Genomic DNA, 19,306 nt, shown 5'->3' with positions numbered 1-19,306 from the left:
TTGCCATATATCAGTGATGAGCGGGCCTATGAAATTGTTAATTCCTGTTTGGAGTAGAGCAGTCAATTTTTTGCTCAGGCCGCTGATAGGCCTGTTACTGAGCTTTTCAGCCTTGGCAACAGCAGGGCCAGCCCATGATTTTGCTGTGGCTAATCGTTCACAGCAAGCCGCTATGTTGCAGCAATGGGCGACCGAACCGGATGCTAGCCGATTACCCTTATTGCAGGCACTGAAACAAGAAACGTTGGTGGTCGATAGCACAGGGCAGGCATTCATCCAGCATAATCAGAGTTTCACCCCGCTGGAAGGGCAGTTACAACCTGTCGGTACACCAAAGAAAATCTGGCTCAATAACCGCTTACGTATTCTGATTGCTAATGCACTGACGGCTCAACGGCTGGCAAGTGAAGACGAATCAGTGCGCTTGCAAGCGGCACTAGAGTTACAGCAGCAAGCGCAAAGTGATCAATTACCGTTACTTAATCAGCGTCTTAAATTGGAAACAGACAGTAAAGTCAAAGAGGCGCTAAGTATTGCTTTGGCTAATTTACAACTGACCGATAGTAACCCTTTGGTGCGCCTGAATGCTGTGCAATTGCTCGGACAATCAGGTTCGCCACAAACCCAATCTCGTTTGCAAAGCTTAACCGATGCTAAAACCGAGCCTGATGCACAAGTGCGTGCCGCGGCAGCCAGTAGTTTGAAACAGGTACAAAATCGGTTGATGGTCGGGGATATTATTGGGCAAGTATTCAGCGGGTTATCACTAGGCTCTATCTTGTTGCTAGCAGCTCTTGGGTTAGCCATCACTTACGGCCTATTGGGTGTTATCAATATGGCCCATGGTGAAATGCTGATGTTGGGAGCCTATTCAGCTTACTTGGTGCAATCACTGTTTCAGCAATTAGCTCCGCATTGGCTAGCCCTCTATCCGTTGGTCGCCTTGCCGGTCGCGTTCTTTATTACGGCTGGAATCGGCATGGCTTTGGAACGAACGGTAATTCGGCATCTTTATGGCCGCCCGCTGGAAACGCTGTTGGCAACCTGGGGAATTAGTCTAATGCTGATTCAGAGCGTGCGTATGATTTTTGGCGCGCAAAACTTGGAAGTCGCTAACCCTGCGTGGCTGTCTGGCGGGGTACAGATTTTGCCAAATCTGGTTTTGCCATGGAATCGTATCGCCGTTATCGCCTTTGTGATCATTGTTCTGTTACTCACTTGGCTGTTGCTAAATAAAACCCGCCTCGGTCTACAGGTACGGGCAGTGACGCAAAATCGCGCCATGGCTGCTTGCTGTGGGGTGGCAACCGGCAGGGTTGATATGCTGGCTTTTGGTCTGGGTTCGGGTATTGCCGGATTAGGAGGGGTTGCCCTGTCACAACTGGGAAATGTTGGTCCGGAATTAGGGCAGGGCTACATCATCGATTCCTTCCTGGTTGTTGTGCTTGGTGGTGTCGGACAACTGGCTGGCAGTGTTGTTGCAGCACTGGGGTTAGGCATGCTGAATAAAATTTTGGAACCGCAGATTGGCGCAGTATTAGGTAAGATTTTGATTTTAGTGCTAATCATATTATTTATTCAAAAACGGCCGCAGGGTCTGTTTGCCCTCAAGGGCAGGGTGAGTGATTAATGAATCAACCTTTAGCTATAACCTTGACGCAAAAAGCACCTGTTATCAGCTTATCATTGGGGGCTGTAGTTGTTACTGCACTGATTATTTTGCCTTTTTTAGCACTGCTGCCGGCTGATAATCCCCTCGCAATATCAACCTATACCTTAACGCTTATCGGTAAGATTCTATGCTATGCAGTAGTGGCTATCGCACTTGATCTGGTATGGGGATATGCCGGTTTACTGTCTCTTGGCCATGGCCTATTTTTCGCACTTGGTGGTTATGCCATGGGCATGTATCTGATGCGTCAGGCGGCTGGTGATGGCCTGCCTGCATTCATGTCTTTTCTATCCTGGTCTGAGTTGCCGTGGTTTTGGAGTGGTAGCCAATATTTTATTTGGGCATTGTGCCTGATCGTCTTGGTTCCCGGTTTACTGGCTTTTATTTTTGGATATTTCGCCTTTCGTTCCAAAATAAAGGGCGTCTATTTCTCTATCATGACGCAGGCGCTGACTTACGCGGGGATGTTACTGTTTTTCCGTAACGAAACGGGCTTTGGCGGTAACAACGGTTTCACCGGATTTACCACTATGCTGGGCTTCCCGGTATCGGCAACCTCTACCCGTATTGCCCTGTTTCTGGCCTCACTCGCTTTGTTAATCGCCAGTTTGGTATTGGGCTTTGCATTGGCCCGCACCAAGTTTGGGCGAGTGTTGACCGCCGTGCGTGATGCTGAAAATCGCCTGACATTTTGTGGCTATGATCCGAAAGGTTTCAAGCTGTTTGTCTGGACATTATCAGCCGTACTCTGTGCTCTGGCGGGAGCGTTGTATGTACCTCAGGTTGGTATCATCAATCCAAGTGAAATGTCGCCAACCAACTCTATTGAAGCTGCTATCTGGGTAGCACTTGGGGGGCGCGGGACATTAATTGGCCCAGTATTAGGGGCTGGCATTGTCAATGGCGCAAAAAGCTGGTTCACCATGGCAATGCCAGAATATTGGCAGTTCTTCCTCGGATTGATATTTATTTTGGTTACGTTGTTCTTACCTAAGGGTGTTATCGGGTTACTGCGGCGGGGGAAAGACAAATGAGCCGGTTTCAAATTACGGAACAACTGATTTATCCCGAGATAATTGCTCAGGAACCCGGTGCGTTAGAGCATGCGGCCGACAAGCATCGCCAGCAACGGGATCCGGTGTTAACCCTCGAAAATATTAATGTTAGTTTTGATGGCTTTCATGCTTTGCGTGATCTCTCATTGCAAATAGGTGTTGGCGAGCTGCGTTGCATTATTGGCCCGAATGGTGCGGGTAAAACCACGCTGATGGATGTGATAACCGGTAAAACACGTCCCCAGGCCGGTAAGATGACCTATGACCAACACCGTGATCTCTCAATGATGAATACGATAGAGATTGCTCAAGCAGGGATTGGCCGGAAATTCCAAAAACCGACGGTATTTGAAGCGCTAAGTGTGTTTGAAAATCTTGAATTGGCACAAAAAAGCACCAAAACGGTCTGGGCCAGTCTGCGCGCCAAGTTGAACAGTGAGCAGCGGGATCAAATTGATGAAACCCTTACTATGTTGCGCCTTAGTGAGATGCGACAGCGGCAGGCAGGCTTGTTATCTCATGGTCAAAAGCAGTTTCTTGAAATTGGGATGTTATTGGTGCAAGACCCGCATTTGCTACTGTTGGATGAGCCAGCCGCTGGGATGACCGATGCCGAGACCGCCTATACCGCCGAGTTGTTTAATCAATTAGCCGGGAAGCATTCACTGATGGTCGTGGAGCACGATATGGGGTTCGTCGAGTCTATTGCTGATCATGTCACGGTGTTGCATCAGGGCCAGGTGTTGGCCGAGGGGTCATTGGCAGAGGTGCAGGCCAACGAGCAAGTGATCGAGGTATATTTGGGGCGCTGAGCCGTTCTGACTCGGTGTTGCTTCCCCCCTCATTTGGGTTGACCAAACTTCGGGGGATTGCGCCTTGATTCATAGCGGCTGATCGGTGTTGTTTCTCCTGCCATATCATGTGATCGGGTTTTGGTGACTAACAGTTAACTGGATATTTAAGGTCAATATATGCTGCAAGTGAATGAACTTGATCAATATTACGGTGGCAGCCATATCTTGCGTGGTTTGTCATTCGAGGCTGCGATAGGTGAGGTTACTTGCTTATTGGGCCGTAATGGCGTTGGTAAAACGACATTACTCAAATGCTTGATGGGACTGGTGCCGGTCAAAAACGGTAGCATTACATGGGAAGGTAAAAATATTAGCCATCAGTCACCACACCAACGGGTGAAAGGAGGCATTGCTTATGTGCCACAAGGTAGAGAAATTTTCCCCAGATTAACGGTTGAGGAGAACATTCTATTGGGGCTTTCTCGTTTTCCCGGCGCCCAGAGCAAGTTAGTACCTGAAAGTATTTATCAGTTATTCCCAGTGTTACAAGAAATGAAACATCGCCGTGGTGGGGATCTATCTGGTGGGCAACAGCAGCAGTTGGCGATTGGGCGCGCATTGGCTTGCCAGCCTCGTTTGCTCATTTTGGATGAGCCAACTGAGGGAATTCAACCTTCGGTTATCAAAGAGATAGGTATAGTTATCAAAAAACTGGCTGTTCAAGGGGATATGGCTATCTTGTTGGTTGAGCAGTTTTATGATTTTGCCGCAGAGCTGGCGGATAACTATTTAGTGATGTCCCGTGGCAAAATTATCCAGCGTGGCCACGGCACTGATATGGAGTTAGACGGTGTCCGTGGCCTGGTTGCTATCTGACAGGCTCTTATGGGAGGCGGGTATCCTCGATGGGCAGTGAATCGAATGCCCCCCATTGCGCCCAAGAACCATCATAGAGTGATACTGATGGTGCGTTTAATGCCGCCAGCCCCAAAGCTACCACTGCGGCTGTTACGCCAGAACCACAGCTGGTAATAATGGGCTTGGTTAAATCCACGCCTTGAGCGGCAAAAATACGTGCCAGTGCTTGTGGCGATTTCAAATTACCATTTTCTACCATGCTCCCCCACGGGACATTAATACTGCCGGGGATACGGCCAAGGCGCAGACCAGGCCGAGGCTCAGGCTCTTGGGCTTTAAATCTGTTGGCTGGCCGAGCATCTATAATTTGTACTTCACTATTTCCCAGTACGGCGACAACCTCATCAACGTTTTTGACCGCAGCACTATTGAAAGCCACATTGAACACTTGCGGGGTTGATTTTGCCTGGCCGCTTTCTAATGCATAACCCGCTTGCCGCCATCCGTTGATACCACCGGCCAATATACGCACATTTTTGGCACCAAAAGTACGGAACGTCCACCAAACGCGTGGTGCGGAAAACAGGTTACCGTCGTCATAAATCACTAAAGTATGTTGCTCACTTACCCCTAATTGACCAACCCTCTCACTGAATTCCTGTGGCGATGGCAGCATATGTGGCAATTCAGTACTGTGGTCTGCAATTTCATCAATATCAAAGTAAACGGCTCCCGGGATATGCCCTTGCTCGAACTCAGCCTGAATGTCTCTTTTAGGTATCAATCCCGGCGGTGACATTCTGGCATCCAGAATAACGATATCGGCATCATTAGCATGTTCTGCCAGCCATTGTGCTGTAACCAGAAAAGGTGAGTTCATAGCAAGTTACCTGTCAACATTATAAAGGAGCGATGGGATTTATCGCTTCATCTTGATGCCCACTATATAACGAAATTACGCTATTGAAACCCCGACTTGCTCATGATGCGTGACGCTTCGCATTTATTGAAATTTATTATTCAATAAATTACATAATGAAAATATATAATTAATTAATTGAATTTGGAATTCAATCTGTGAACTGTATTCTGATAGAAGTATCCTGCTTGTGTAAGCTTTCATTAGCTTGACCCTTTTCTTCGTGGCGCCTCGCAAAAATAACTTTTAATTTCATATTGACTTGATGGTGAAATTTTAATTTCGTATAACCAGTGGCAAGTAAAGCTACCTTATCGGGGCTTTAATTTATAAACAGGTAAGGGGAATAAAATGAAAAAAGTTCGAATTGGCCTTATTGGTACTGGTTATATCGGCCGTTGCCACGCCATTGCTTACGCGCAGGTTGCGACTGTTTTTCCACTCAAGGGTCAGCCAGTATTAGAGATGTTGGCAGAAGTGACTCCTGAATTGGCTCAAAAACGTGCTGCAGAATTTGGTTTTTCCCGATCTACCTCCCATTGGCGCGAACTGGTTGCCGATCCTGATATTGATGTGGTGGATATTTGTGCACCAAATTTCTTGCATAAGGAGATGGCTCTAGCAGCAATTAGCCACGGCAAACATGTTTATTCAGAAAAGCCACTGGCGCTGAGTGCTGCCGATGCTAAAGAAATGGTCGATGCTGCACGTGCAAAAGGGGTAAAAACGTTGGTGGGTTTCAATTATATGAAAAATCCAACGAGTCAGTTAGCGCGAGAAATTATTGCAAACGGTGAGATTGGTGAGGTCGTGCATTTTTATGGTACTCATAATGAAGATTATCTGGCTGATCCACTCACACCTTTGGACTGGCATTGTACCAAGGCGCAGGCAGGTCTGGGGGCCTTGGGGGATTTAGCCGCACACATTGTTAATATGGCTCATTATCTGGTCGGCGATATCACCCGTGTCTGTGGCGATATGCAAACTATCATCAGACGGCGCCCTGACCCGAAAGATCCCTCATCGCTTCTTGCGGTGGAGAATGAAGATCAAGCCAGTGCATTGGTGCATTTTAGCAATGGTGCTATGGGGACCATAGAAACTTCACGGATTGCTTGTGGCCGTAAAATGGGGCTGACATATGTAATCACCGGCACTAAAGGTGCGATCAGTTATTCTCAAGAACGCATGGCGGAATTACAGCTCTATCGCCATGATGATCCACAGGCCAGACAAGGGTTTAAAACATTACTTATAGGGCCACAGCATCCAGACTATGCGGCTTTTTGTGTCAGTGCAGGACATGGTATTGGATTTAACGATCAAAAAACGGTTGAGATCCGCGATTTGATTAACGGCATTGCTGCCGATGACCGTATGTGGCCGGATTTTGAAGAAGGTTGGAAAGTATCGAAAGTATTGGATGCTATTGCCGTTTCTGCCGAGGAACGATGCTGGGTAAATGTCTTAACAGATTGACCATTCTGCTACAGCTAACATTTTTAATTTCTACAATGTCAATGCGAAGAGAGGTTATCTAATTCTCAGATTTACATAGCACCTTAAGTTAGTTAGTGGTGAGCATCATTTAGCTGATACTGGCCCGAATTAGGCCATGTATGAGTTTTAAATATGCCCACTGCTGACACTAAACGTAATAATCACGCGACAACTACTGCTCATTATCTTAGTGAGCAGCAACGGGCAAAGGTAAAGCAGTTGTCCCGTTCTTGGCTATGGCGTCTGGAGATCCCTACTTGGATATTGATCGGTGTCATTTACACTGGGTGGTTTGTTGGTGTTATTCATTGGCAGCAATTAGGGCCAGTGATGGGAAGTGTTCTGCTGATCTTGTTGAGTGCGTGGTATATGTCTTTGCAACATGAGTTGATTCACGGCCATCCAACCCGTTGGCGGAGGGTAAATCAGCTATTTGGAACTTTGCCACTGGCGGTATGGTACCCCTATGGCCTTTATCGTGATTCTCATATTCAACATCACCGCGATGAGGATTTGACTCACCCAGAAAAAGATCCAGAGTGCTATTACTACACGGCAACACAATGGCAATACTTCCACATATTACTCAAAGGTATTATACGTGCGAGTAACACCTTTGTGGGGCGGCTAGCCCTCGGGCCATCACTAGACATCATTAATACTCTTCGCAGCGCAGCCCAGGCTTTTATTTCCGGCGATCGCTCGGCCATATTCATGTGGCTGATTCATTTAGGGCTACTTTACGGGTTACTTCACTGGATGGCAGGCTATGGTATTTCTGCCGTTTTCTACCTACTGGCGATTAGCTATCCGGCACTTAGTCTGACTAAAGTAAGATCTTTTTTTGAACATCGTGCAGCGCCAGAGAGTTCGGCGCGCTCAGCCTTGAATGAAGCTGCATGGCCATGGCGTCTGTTATTTCTAAACCTCAATTACCACTTGGTGCATCATGATTTGCCAGCCTTACCTTGGTACGGGTTACGCCAGATTTATCTGGAAAACCGCGTTCAATATCAGCAGCGCAGCGGGCAATTTGTCGTGAACGGCTATACTCAATGGTTTGACGCATTTGCTTTTACTGCGTTGGAAATAGAAGTACACCCATTTTACGATTGCGAGAATAAAACTGTTGCGGCAGAAGAGCGGTATGGTGTGATTAAAAGTAGTAGCCAGCATTCTGAATCAACCTAAATCAGCCCGCTGAGGTTAAAACGGCTATGGATTCAGGTGAATAAATTCTTAGCGATCTCTTCTGTTATTTGAAAATTGCTGTTGTTATATACAGTATTTGATGTAATCTTAACTGAAAATTTTGCTGTTACAACACAGCTTAAATACTTAGCTATCAAACTGTTACGTATTATAGATACAAACCTACAAGCCTAATGTAACGCTAATAATATATTTAATATCAATTGGTTATTTGGTTTGTTTTGGACTAAATCTAATATGGTTACTCATCTGTTAAAGATGTCTTGGCCGCACACCCTGTAAACATTCAGCTACTACAAGTATGCAAGAATGAACGTTAACTCACCCTTGAGCACATGAGAGGTAAGCATGGCAATGACCCTAACCCGTGGCCGGATTTTTGCATTGGCGGCAATGGTGCTAACGGCATCAACCGGTATATCACAGGCCGCAGATACTGTCCGAGTTGGCTCAAAAATTGATACTGAAGGTTCATTGCTGGGCAATATTATTGTGCAGGTACTGGATGCTAACGGGATAAAAACCACCAATAAATCACAATTGGGCACCACCAAAGTAGTGCGTGGTGCTATCACTGCGGGTGAGATTGATATTTACCCTGAATATACCGGTAATGGGGCTTTTTTCTTCTCGGATGAAAAAGATCCCGCTTGGAAAAATGCGAAAGCAGGCTATGAAAAAGTCAAAGCGTTAGATTACGAGAAGAACAAACTGGTGTGGCTCTCACCTGCTCCAGCGAACAATACATGGACCATTGCAGTACGCCAGGATTTAGCCCAAGCGAATAACTTGAAAACGCTGGAGGATTTGGGGAAATGGATTAATGCTGGTGGTAAATTCAAATTAGCGGCCTCCGCCGAGTTTATTGAACGGCCAGATGCCTTGCCTGCTTTCCAGCAAGCTTACGGCTTTAAATTGAATCAAGACCAATTGTTATCATTAGCCGGTGGTGACACTGCGGTGACGATTAAAGCTGCGGCAGAACAGACCTCTGGTGTTAATGCTGCCATGGCGTATGGCACTGATGGCCCGGTTGCTGCTTTAGGCTTACAAACACTCGAAGACACTAAGGGTGTGCAACCTATTTATGCGCCGACGCCGATCATTCGTGAGGCCACACTGAAAGCGCATCCAACGATACCTGCTTTACTCAATCCTGTATTTGCTACCCTTGATGGGCCGACGCTACAAAAACTGAATGCCCGCATTGCGGTTGAAGGTCAGGATGCGAAAAAAGTGGCAGCTAATTATCTGAAAGAGAAAGGGTTTGTTAAAGGATAGTGGTGGGTGTCAGAGATGGCGCTGTAGGCATCTGATTTATAGCGCTATCAAAGAAACAGGTCACTCGTTATTACAACAAAGGTTACCTGTCATGGAGATGGATTTTTATGGCTGTCAAAAACCGGGTCCTGCTAGTACTGGCTATTTTATTGGTTTTATCAGGTGCTGGGCTGTCTTTTGTGAGCCATGCACCTAACCGATTGATTTCCGGGCAAGGGATCTCGTTGTTATCGCTGATAAGTGGATCAAATGGGGCAGTGCTAATTCCTATTCTGATCCTGCTTATTTTTGCGTTCTTAAAACAAAATATCGTGCTGTATTGGCTAACAGTATTATTTGCCGAGTTGCTGCTTTTGGGTTTGTTGTTATTGGCTGGCACGACCGCCATACAGCTTGCCGGAGGTGGCGAGAGTCTGGCACGTACCTCATTAGGTGGAGGGTTCTGGCTGATGAGTGGGATGAGTCTATTGATTGCCGTCGATAGCTTATCTCGTGCCATTGTTAACCCTGTGTGGCGCAGTGTGGCTAATGTCTTACTGCTTCTGCCGGTAGTGATATTGCTCATGATGGGGCAGTTGGATCAACTATCGTTAATGAAAGAGTACGTTAACCGGCAAGACGTATTTAATGATGCGCTATGGCAACATCTTCAGATTTTACTCGCAACATTGATACCCGCCACCCTTTTGGGGGTCCCACTCGGCTTACTCTGTTTTCGTTCTCGTCATTTTCAAAGCACCATTTTTTCGACATTGAATATTATTCAAACCATTCCATCTATTGCCTTATTTGGCCTGCTAATTGCACCTTTAGCGGGGCTGGCTGCGGCTCTTCCCTGGTTGGCAGAGCATGGTGTCAGCGGTATCGGCCTGGCCCCGGCTATTGTCGCGTTGGTGCTTTATGCATTGTTGCCATTAGTGCGTAATGTGGTCGCAGGGCTAGAGTCGGTGCCTGACAGTGTTGTCGAGTCGGCCCGAGGTATGGGGATGACTCGCAGCCAGTTGTTCTTTCAGGTGCAAATACCTATTGCGATGCCACTTATTTTATCCGGTATCCGCATTGTCGCGGTACAAACAGTAGGGCTGGCTGTCGTGGCTGCATTGATTGGTGCGGGTGGGTTAGGAGCGATTGTGTTCCAAGGTTTGCTTAGCAGCGCATTGGATCTCGTGCTGCTTGGCGTTATCCCCGTGATTGTGATGGCGGTTGTGGTTGATTCGCTGTTTAAATTTATGGTTATTTTTATGGATACTTCACGTCGATGATTCATTTCCATCAGGTAAGTAAATATTTTGCCGGTAAACGAGCGGTCGATAATCTGACGTTGCAGATAGCCAAGGGTGAGTTTACTGTACTCATCGGTACCTCTGGCTCCGGTAAATCGACCACATTAAAAATGATTAACCGCCTTATTGAACATGATGAGGGGGAGATTCATTTTGCTGGTGAAGAAATTCGTAACTATAAACCTGAAGATATTCGGCGGCGGATGGGATATGCCATCCAATCGATAGGTTTATTTCCACACTGGACGGTGGAGCGCAATATTGCCACTGTGCCACAGTTGTTGAAATGGCCCCAGGACCGTATTCGCCAACGCGTCATCGAATTACTTGAGCTACTGCATCTGGAACCAGAACAATTTCTCCACCGCTATCCTCATCAATTGTCTGGTGGGCAGCAACAGCGTGTCGGTGTCGCTCGTGCCTTGGCAGCAGATCCTGAAGTCTTATTGATGGATGAGCCCTTTGGCGCGTTAGACCCGGTGACGCGCTCGGCACTCCAGTTTGAAATTACCCGTATTCATCAATTATCGGGTCGGACTATCGTGCTGGTGACTCATGATATTGATGAGGCGTTGAGTCTGGCTGATCGCATAGTTCTGATGGATGAAGGCCGAGTCATTCAGCAGGGAACGCCTCTTGAAATGCTAACTCAACCCGCCAATGATTTTGTTCGTGATTTCTTTGGTCGCAGTGATCTCGGAATTAAGCTGTTATCACTGGGGTGGGCTGAACAACGGGTCAGGCGCGGTGAAACGTTGATAGGGCCGCCGATTCTCGGTACTACCAGCCTGCGCGAGGCGCTTTCCCTGTTTGTGTCTCGTCAGACCGATAAACTGCCGGTGGCTGATGAATATGGGCAATCACTAGGTGTGCTTTATTTTGCTGATTTGGTGGCAGATAAGGGGAGCGTGTGAAACCTGATACCGCTCATACCCGTGATACGGCCCATACTTATAAGCCAACAAAGAAAGCGTTTAAATGGGTAGTGTCCGATGTACTGCGCTGGCTAAAAGACCCTCTGTGCTGGGCGCTGCTGCTGTTGACCGGTTTGGTTTTTGGTATGACCTCTCTACACGGTTTCTTTGCCGCGTTATTTCCTGATCTCGATCGGCCTGTCTACCTGCAAGATACATTCTGGTCACTGGTGGTTGCTCATGTCTTATTGGTGCTGGTTTCCAGTTTTATCGCTGTTTTGATAGGAGTGATTGCGGGTATTGCTGTGACACGTCCCATGGGGAAAGAGTTTCGCTCAGTGGTGGAAACCGTTGTTGCTATGGGGCAGACTTTTCCACCGGTGGCGGTGCTGGCTATTGCCGTACCGGTGATGGGATTTAGTGAAAAACCCGCCATTATCGCTTTGGTGCTTTATGGTTTATTGCCGATTTTACAAGGAACCATCACCGGTATCGAGTCTGTCTCCCGCGGCATTCATGAGGTGGCAGAAGGGGTGGGAATGAGTGCCAGGCAGATTTTGTGGCAGGTTGAATTGCCACTGGCAGCACCTATTATCGTTGCAGGTATCCGAACCTCGGTCATTATCAATATAGGTACTGCCGCAATAGCATCAACTGTTGGGACGAAAACCTTGGGTTCTCCGATCATTATCGGACTTAGCGGTTTTAATACGGCTTACGTTATCCAGGGGGCGGTTGTGGTCGCACTATTGGCTATTATTACGGATATGATTTTTGCTCGTTGGGCCAGGCGGCTGTCACGTTGGCGGGAATTACAATCTCTTCCGATAGACCGGCACGATTAATGTTTTGGCTGTTTTGCGCTCTGATTAGTAACAGGTGCCTATGCTAATTTCACTTCCTATGTATGGTGTCGAGCCGCAGGATGTTTTGCCTTTTTGGCGGTTATTATCGCAACAACTGCACCGTCATGGGGTTATAGGGGTAGATGGTGCTCTAGGGATAAGTGATCAACTCATCTGGCCTACTGATTTACTGCAACATTGGCGTGATCCTAATTTGCTGTTGAGCCAAACCTGCGGTTTTCCTCTAGTGACGTTATTGCAACAGCAGGTGCAATTGATTGGGGTATTTAGCTATCAATCACCTTACTGTTCGGGGGAATATTACCGTAGTTTGGTTGTGGTCCGTGCTGATGAAAAAGGCCAACAACTGGCAGATTTTCGCCATAGAATAGTTGCCTATAACAGTATGGATTCTCAGTCTGGATACAATGCACTACGTGCTTTAATTGCACCATTGGCGATCAATGGGCATTTTTTTTCTCACAGTTTGGCCTCTGGCGGGCATTATCATTCGATCTCGATGATCCAACAGCGACAGGCCGATATTGCCGCAATAGATTGTGTCAGTTTTGCACTATTACAGCGGGCCAATCCCTCAGCCGTTGCCGGATTAAAAATAATAGCGCAAACCGACGCGGCTCCTGGTCTGCCACTTATCACTTCATTGTCAACTTCAGCACAACAGCTTACCCAGATCCGCCAGGCTATTACGGCTACCGTTAATTCTCCTGAAGCCACGTCTGCCAAAGATAGGTTATTAATAAAATCATTTAGTGTTTTACCAATTTCGGCTTATGACGTAATTAGAAGGATGCAAGAAAAAGCGTTCTCTGCAGGAGTAATAACACTTTGATAAGACGTGTTATTAGTGTGAGTAAACAAGCCAAGCTCCTGCTGAAGCAATCGCTGAGATAAGCACTTTACTGTTCAGTACACGAGGCAGTCATTGCCCCGTGTATGGCTCAATAGAAAAACTAAGTGATATCAATTACAACAAGCCGCCACCTTCAACATCAATCACGCTACCGGTCATAAAACTGTTTTCCAGCAATAACACAAAGGCACCCGCAATATCAACCGGTTGGCCGACTCGACCGACAGGCAGTGAGGCTGCCATTTTTGTAAACATAGCCTGTCGCTGCTCATTACTCATACTATTATAAGCTTCAGTGGCGGTTACGCCTGGGCTGACTACATTGACCCGTCGTGGGGCCAGTTCTTTGGCTAACTGCTTACCGACTGCTTCCAATGCAGCATTAATAGCTGTTTTGATGAACTGGCCGCTGACAAACTTACGTGACAACAAACCTGACGTCAGGGTTATCGAACCCTGTTGGTGCAGATAAGGTAAAGCTGATTGTATCGCCCGCAGTGCTCCCCACAGTTTTACATCAAAATTTTCCTGAGCTTCGCTTAAAGAGGTGTCCGCCAAAGCGTGTGCTTGCACCGCAGGCCCGGCGGTAATAACCAAGTGATCAAAGGCTCCGATCTGTGCAAACAGACGCTTGAGTGATTCTGCATCAGTCATATCAGCAGATAAGCGGCACATAGCACTATCGTGATCGATAGATTGTGAGCCTGCCGAACGGCGCGAAACCAAGACGACTTTGGCACCTCGACTGATGGCGGCATAAGCCACGGCTGCGCCAATACCCCTGTTGCCCCCAAGAATAACCAGTTTTTGTTGATTGAGTGGAGAACTGAATTGATGCTGAGATAACGTTGTGATGTCCATAATGAGTCCTGTATTTAAATAAGGGTTTCACTCTTCATCTATAGTCATCTATTGAAAGTTGTCTAACAATCGACTAAAAAGACAATCACCTGTAAAGGAAATTTACTAATGATCTCATTTAGTGATCTGGATGTTTTTGTTCGAACGGTTGACTGCGGTAGTTTGTCTGAAGCTGCTCGTCGGCTCGATATCACACCCGCAGCAGCCAGTATTGCGGTAAAACGCCTGGAGTCTCAACTGGGTGTGCGTTTGTTGGTCCGCTCAACTCGCAGTTTGCGCCTAACAGAAGCAGGGGCCAGCTATCTTGATAGTGCACGTATTGCGTTAGGGGCATTAGTTGAGGGAGAACAGGCAATTCAGAAAAAAATGACGGGCTTATCTGGAGTATTACAACTTTCAGCCCCTTCAGACTTTGGCCGTAATTTATTAGTCGATTGGTTGAATGATTTCAAACAACAACATCCGCATATTCAATTGCATTTGTTACTCAACGACCTCCACGCTGATCTTTTCCGCGAACCGGTAGATATTGCTTTGCGTTTCGGGGTGCCTACCGATTCCAGCTTGGTGGCATTGCCCGTTCTAACTCAACATCGGCGTATGTTATGTGCCAGCCCTGCCTATCTTGCCCGTTACGGCGTGCCGCAGACACCAGCTCAATTGGCCGACCATCATTCGGCGTTATATCAGCGCAATGGTCGACTTTATAACCAATGGCGGTTAATGCGACAGGGGGAAGAACAAGAGGTAACGATGTCCGGTGAATACGTCAGTGATGATGGTGAGATAGCGCGACGTTGGGCACTGGCGGGGTTGGGTATTGCCAATAAGGCTGCTATTGATGTAGTCGATGATATCCGGTCAGGGCGTTTGGTTCAGGTATTGCCAAGCTGGCAGGGCGAAGTCTTACCCTTAAATCTATTGTGCCCCCACCGCTCGCAGGTGTCAGAGCGGGTCAGGGGTTTACAGACTTTTTTGCAACAACGATGCCGCGATTGGATGGGCGCTTACGGTGATTCCTGACCATTGTTGGATAAGCCCGCAGGGCCAATATCAGACAGTGGGGAGGATTCGGTCGTTTCAGTTTCATGTGGGGTGGTTGAACGAGTATAGATGTTCAACCCGGCGAGAAAAACGCCACCTAATGAACTCAGTGCCATTATCGCAATCAGGATAATGAGTGCTTTTCTTAGCATAATTTTTTCACTTTTTATCGAAACAGAGGGAATTATAATCTGTTCACTGAATGAAACAACCATGTTACATGGTTGATGCATCTATATTCTGGATAAAATAAACACGTCGGCCGTTGCAGCTTAACGAGGCTTAAACAGAAATTTCCCCAATGTGACCAATATTACCGCAGAAACAATCACCGCTAATGCACACCATTCAGTAGTTGATAAACTTTCACCGGCAAAGCCAATACCGAGCAACACCGCAACAACCGGGTTCACATAGGCATAACTGGTGGCGACCGCCGGGCGCACATTTTTTAGCAAGAACATATAAGCGCTAATGGCGAGCATTGAGCCGAAAACAATCAGGTAAAGTAACGAGAGAATGCCACCCATGGTCGGCATTTGTTCCAGTTGTTCACCACTTAGCGTACTGGCAAGTAACAACACCACACCTGCAACCAGCATCTGTGCGGCACCGGACATGGCACCACTGGGGAGCGCCAGCCGTGAAGCCCAGACCGAGCCAAATGCCCAACTGGCTGAGGCCAATAATATCAACATTGCCCCCACCGGATTACCTAATAAGTTGCTACCAGTATTGAGCAAGATGATACCTACCAACCCGAGAGCAATCCCAGACCATTCCAGTTTTGTGTTACGCATCCCCCATAACATACTGAAACACAAAGTGAATAGTGGAACAGTCGCCACCATGACGGCGGCAATCCCTGAGGGAACATGTTGATGTTCGGCGATGGTAACCAGCCCATTACCGATAGCCAATAATAAGATACCTATCGCACTGGCGCCCAGCCATTGGCGGAATGTGGGCAGGGCGTGACCACGAATGGCTAAAAAGCTGAACAGCAATACACCCGCAATCAGGTAACGTAAGCCAGCCATCATCAATGGGGGCCAGCTCTCTACCCCGATACGTATGACCAGGTAAGTCGAACCCCAAACGAAGTATAAAGTGAAAAGTGAACCAACCAGCAACCACAGATTACGGCTATTTTGCTTAAGCATAATTATTCAATAAAAAAGGGAGCGGTGAAACATCGAGGTATCAGTAAACATGAGAATAGCTGCCATTAGCAAAGGTTTTTATCATTTTTTTACGTTTTAATTTTTCGTCTGAAATTTACGCAAAAACAGTGAGTTATTCTTGAATATAATAACTGATGAGTTAATAAACAACTGATAGTTTCAGTGCTTCCCATGCAAGCTAAGGTTGCTTCAGGCATGATGCATAAAATCCGATACTTATATTGTTAATTATTAGATAAGGTGAATTACTTATGACATCAACAGCTTTGCCAATCACTCGCCGGTTTGATTTTCGAACACTAAATCCGGTGCGGAGATACGCCGGGTTGATGGTGCTATTTATTTTGCTCGCAATCCCGTTTGCCGATGCAGCGCAGAGTAATTCGCTAAACAGTGACTATGCTTTTTTGTCTGCCAGTGAATTGCAGCATAACCAGCAGAGTATTGCGCAAAATCAGGCGCCAAAGGAGACCATACGGGCTTACCAGCAGTTATTACAGCAGGCGGATAAAGCGCTGCAACGGCCCGATCAAAGTGTCACAGACAAGAGTATTGTGCCGCCCAGTGGTTCGAAACATGATTATCTCAGTCTTAGTGCCTACTGGTGGCCTGATAGCCAAAAAAGTGATGGGTTACCTTGGATGCGCAAAGATGGGCAGATAAATCCGGCCAGTAAAAATGCGGATAGCGACGGGGTGCGTCTGGCTGATTTTACCGCTCAGGTACAGGCGTTGACGCTGGCCTGGTATTTTTCTGGCCAGCAGAAATATGCTGATAAAGCGATTAGCATGATTCGAACCTGGTTTATCAACCCGCAAACGCGCATGAACCCGAACCTCGATTATGCTCAGGGCGTGCCGGGTATTGCTGCGGGACGTAGCACTGGTATTTTGGATGGGCGCTACTTTGCCACTCGTATTGTCGATTCACTGATTATGTTGCGGCAGAATAAACGTTGGACGGCGCAAGATGAAAAGCAGATGCAACAGTGGATGACGGAATACTTACACTGGCTACAGCACAGCCCGGCAGGTAAAAAAGAGGCGGCGGCGCAGAATAATCACGGTAACTGGTACACAGTCCAGGTGGCTGGAATTGCCTGGTATTTGCAACAACCACAACGGGTTACCGAGATGGCTGAATTATTGAAAACCAAACTGGATACTCAACTCGCTGCGGAAGGCTCGCAACCCCTGGAATTGGCGCGGACCCGTTCTTTTCATTACAGTTATTTCAGTTTGCAGGCGGCGACGCTGATGGCGCAGTTGGCGGATAAAGTGCAAATCGACTTGTGGCGTTATCAAACACCGAATGGCAGTAGTTTGATTAAAGCGCTTGATTTTATGGCTCCCTATTCTGATGAACAGACAAAGTGGCCCTATCGCAGTCTTGATCACATGGGAGTGCGGTTGGTACCACTGATGGTTCAGGCAGATAAAGCGCTAGGCGAGAATCGCTATCAGCGGTGGATCAAACAAGCCGACTTTACTGTTATGCCGAGCAAGGAAGGGGCGAAGCGCAAAGGGGCGGTAACTGAAGCGCGGCGAGATATCTGGTTATTGGCCGTGACTACTCAGCAAAGTGAATAGTTAATTAGAGTATAAATAACAAAAAAAGCCGGGAGTTATCCCGGCGTAATAACAGGTAATAAATTCACAATGAAGCATTCAAACAGTAAATTAATGAGGGTCATACTAAGGCGAAAAATTTAGAACTGATAAACCAAACCAACCGCAACAACGTTGTCAGTATTAAGTTTCAGTTTATTATCATCACTCAACTGGTTAATTTTATAATCAACATAGGTGGACATGTTTTTATTGAAGTAATAAGACGCACCGATATCAACATATTTAACCAGATCAGTATCACCGATCCCTTCGATATCTTTCCCTTTAGATTGAACATACGCCAGCGATGGTTTCAAACCGAAATCAAATAAATATTGTGCCACTAATTCTACGTTTTGAGTTTTATTAGCAAAACCACTTACACCAGTTGACACATTATTAATGGTTGCCGTACCTGAGATAGGGGTCATATTACGGGTTTCAGCATAGGTTGCGGCCAAATAAACACCGTTGTCATCATATTTCAGACCCGTTGTCCAAGCATCAGCTTTATCGCCTTTACCAAAGTTGCCGTTCTTCTGCGCCGTAGTTCGGTTAGAAGAAGCATATGCAGCAGCCACGCTCACGCCAGCACCAATTTCATAACTGGAAGACAAACCGAAACCGTCGCCATTTTGTTTGGTGGCATCTGCGCGGCCGTTATTGCTATCGGCTTCGCTGCCATTTTTGCCTTGGTATTGTAGCGAGAATTTCAGCCCATCAACCAGACCGAAGAAATCAGTGTTGCGATAAGTAGCCACACCGGTAGTACGACCGGTCATGAAGTTATCGGTTCTGGTGTAGCTGTCGTTACCGAACTCAGGCAACATATCGGTCCAGGCTGCCACGTCATATAACACACCGTAGTTACGGCCATAATCGATTGAACCTAATTTGCCGTAACGTAAACCAGCAAAAGCTAAACGTGTCTTATTGTCTTTTGTTTCCTGGCTTTCTGCGTAGTTAGCGGCAATGTTATATTCCCACTGGCCATAACCGGACAGTTGGTCAGTAATTTGGGTGGCACCTTTAAAACCAAAACGCACGTAAGATTTATCGCCGTCACTTTTATTATTATCAGAAAAGTAATGCAGTGCTTTGACTTTTCCGTATAAATCAAGTTTATTACCGTCTTTGTTATAAATTTCTGCTGCATGTGACGTAGTGGCAACTAATAAAGCCGGTACCAGGATTGCCAGAAGATTACGTTTCATATTTTTGCCCTGTTTCTCTTATTTAAAAAGACGCGAGTAGAAGATTTTTTTGCTGTATTCAATATCTATCTGAATTCGGCCAGCGCAGAATTTTTACCGCATCTGTGTGATATATTTATGACAAATCATAAATAACTGCGACATTGCGTAAATTTCATCACGCGGTGATTTGCCAGGTCAGAG

At 46.7% G+C, this 19,306-nt stretch carries 18 protein-coding genes; 13 read left to right on the top strand and 5 right to left on the bottom strand.

Annotation, left to right across the window (positions count from 1 at the left end):
* The first annotated feature begins 28 nt into the window (after window positions 1-28).
* The 4 genes from urtB to urtE all read left to right on the top strand — a co-directional run bounded on the left by urtB (window position 29) and on the right by urtE (window position 4,397).
* Window positions 29-1,630, top strand: coding sequence for an urea ABC transporter permease subunit UrtB (urtB, locus tag V1955_RS14890; protein WP_442821098.1), 1,602 nt, complete (start codon window positions 29-31; stop codon window positions 1,628-1,630).
* Window positions 1,630-2,706: an urea ABC transporter permease subunit UrtC gene (gene urtC, locus V1955_RS14885; protein WP_083159484.1), complete on the top strand. Its 1,077-nt coding sequence runs from the start codon at window positions 1,630-1,632 to the stop codon at window positions 2,704-2,706. Before urtB ends, urtC begins: the two co-directional genes overlap by 1 nt.
* Window positions 2,703-3,539, top strand: coding sequence for an urea ABC transporter ATP-binding protein UrtD (gene urtD / locus V1955_RS14880; RefSeq protein WP_083159482.1), 837 nt, complete (start codon window positions 2,703-2,705; stop codon window positions 3,537-3,539). Before urtC ends, urtD begins: the two co-directional genes overlap by 4 nt.
* 159 nt (window positions 3,540-3,698) lie before the next feature.
* Entirely contained in the window at window positions 3,699-4,397 is a 699-nt protein-coding gene (gene urtE, locus V1955_RS14875; protein WP_083159478.1) for an urea ABC transporter ATP-binding subunit UrtE, read from the top strand.
* Between the two features lie 7 nt (window positions 4,398-4,404).
* Here the strand turns inward: urtE and sseA are convergent, their stop codons facing one another.
* Window positions 4,405-5,259 (bottom strand): 3-mercaptopyruvate sulfurtransferase, encoded by an 855-nt coding sequence (sseA, locus tag V1955_RS14870; protein WP_420073811.1) that lies wholly within the window; start codon window positions 5,257-5,259, stop codon window positions 4,405-4,407.
* Between the two features lie 390 nt (window positions 5,260-5,649).
* Between sseA and V1955_RS14865 the strand changes: the two genes are divergently transcribed.
* The 7 genes from V1955_RS14865 to V1955_RS14835 all read left to right on the top strand — a co-directional run bounded on the left by V1955_RS14865 (window position 5,650) and on the right by V1955_RS14835 (window position 13,189).
* Entirely contained in the window at window positions 5,650-6,780 is a 1,131-nt protein-coding gene (locus V1955_RS14865; RefSeq protein ID WP_083159474.1) for a Gfo/Idh/MocA family protein, read from the top strand.
* A 153-nt stretch (window positions 6,781-6,933) separates the two neighbouring features.
* Entirely contained in the window at window positions 6,934-7,992 is a 1,059-nt protein-coding gene (locus V1955_RS14860) for a fatty acid desaturase (RefSeq protein ID WP_442821097.1), read from the top strand.
* 369 nt (window positions 7,993-8,361) lie between these two features.
* Entirely contained in the window at window positions 8,362-9,294 is a 933-nt protein-coding gene (gene osmF / locus V1955_RS14855; protein WP_083159470.1) for a glycine betaine ABC transporter substrate-binding protein OsmF, read from the top strand.
* 107 nt (window positions 9,295-9,401) lie between these two features.
* Window positions 9,402-10,556 (top strand): ABC transporter permease, encoded by a 1,155-nt coding sequence (locus V1955_RS14850; RefSeq protein ID WP_083159468.1) that lies wholly within the window; start codon window positions 9,402-9,404, stop codon window positions 10,554-10,556.
* On the top strand, window positions 10,553-11,491 hold the full coding sequence (locus V1955_RS14845; protein ID WP_372568885.1) for an ABC transporter ATP-binding protein: 939 nt from the start codon (window positions 10,553-10,555) through the stop codon (window positions 11,489-11,491). The genes V1955_RS14850 and V1955_RS14845 overlap by 4 nt, the downstream gene beginning before the upstream one ends.
* A 146-nt stretch (window positions 11,492-11,637) precedes the next feature.
* Window positions 11,638-12,336, top strand: a complete 699-nt coding sequence (locus V1955_RS14840; RefSeq protein WP_442821450.1) for an ABC transporter permease — start codon at window positions 11,638-11,640, stop codon at window positions 12,334-12,336.
* Window positions 12,337-12,394: 58 nt separating this feature from the next.
* Entirely contained in the window at window positions 12,395-13,189 is a 795-nt protein-coding gene (locus tag V1955_RS14835; protein WP_442821449.1) for a phosphate/phosphite/phosphonate ABC transporter substrate-binding protein, read from the top strand.
* Between the two features lie 135 nt (window positions 13,190-13,324).
* Here V1955_RS14835 and V1955_RS14830 read toward each other — a convergent pair whose 3' ends face one another.
* Entirely contained in the window at window positions 13,325-14,071 is a 747-nt protein-coding gene (locus V1955_RS14830; protein ID WP_083159462.1) for an SDR family oxidoreductase, read from the bottom strand.
* Window positions 14,072-14,179: 108 nt separating this feature from the next.
* Between V1955_RS14830 and V1955_RS14825 the strand changes: the two genes are divergently transcribed.
* A complete protein-coding gene (locus V1955_RS14825) occupies window positions 14,180-15,094 on the top strand; it encodes a LysR family transcriptional regulator (RefSeq protein ID WP_442821096.1) in 915 nt (304 codons plus the stop codon).
* On the opposite strand, the gene V1955_RS14820 is transcribed toward V1955_RS14825, so the two are convergent.
* The gene (locus V1955_RS14820; RefSeq protein WP_032815427.1) at window positions 15,079-15,267 is read right to left on the bottom strand and encodes a hypothetical protein; all 189 of its coding nucleotides are present in this window, start codon (window positions 15,265-15,267) and stop codon (window positions 15,079-15,081) included. The genes V1955_RS14825 and V1955_RS14820 overlap by 16 nt on opposite strands.
* Before the next feature lie 120 nt (window positions 15,268-15,387).
* Window positions 15,388-16,278, bottom strand: a complete 891-nt coding sequence (gene yedA, locus V1955_RS14815; protein ID WP_083159458.1) for a drug/metabolite exporter YedA — start codon at window positions 16,276-16,278, stop codon at window positions 15,388-15,390.
* Between the two features lie 272 nt (window positions 16,279-16,550).
* Here yedA and V1955_RS14810 point away from each other — a divergent pair, with 272 nt between their 5' ends.
* Window positions 16,551-17,888 carry an alginate lyase family protein gene (locus V1955_RS14810; protein ID WP_442821095.1) on the top strand — a complete coding sequence of 446 codons (1,338 nt, stop codon included), beginning with the start codon at window positions 16,551-16,553 and terminating at the stop codon, window positions 17,886-17,888.
* 119 nt (window positions 17,889-18,007) lie between these two features.
* Here the strand turns inward: V1955_RS14810 and ompF2 are convergent, their stop codons facing one another.
* A complete protein-coding gene (gene ompF2, locus V1955_RS14805; protein WP_372558412.1) occupies window positions 18,008-19,123 on the bottom strand; it encodes a porin OmpF2 in 1,116 nt (371 codons plus the stop codon).
* Window positions 19,124-19,306: the final 183 nt, after the last annotated feature.

This window comes from Yersinia sp. 2545 StPb PI (assembly GCF_052217125.1).
GTDB classification, from domain to species: Bacteria; Pseudomonadota; Gammaproteobacteria; order Enterobacterales; family Enterobacteriaceae; genus Yersinia; species Yersinia enterocolitica_E.
Note: the sequence above shows the minus strand (reverse complement) of the source record. Positions and strands in the feature narration are given on the sequence as shown.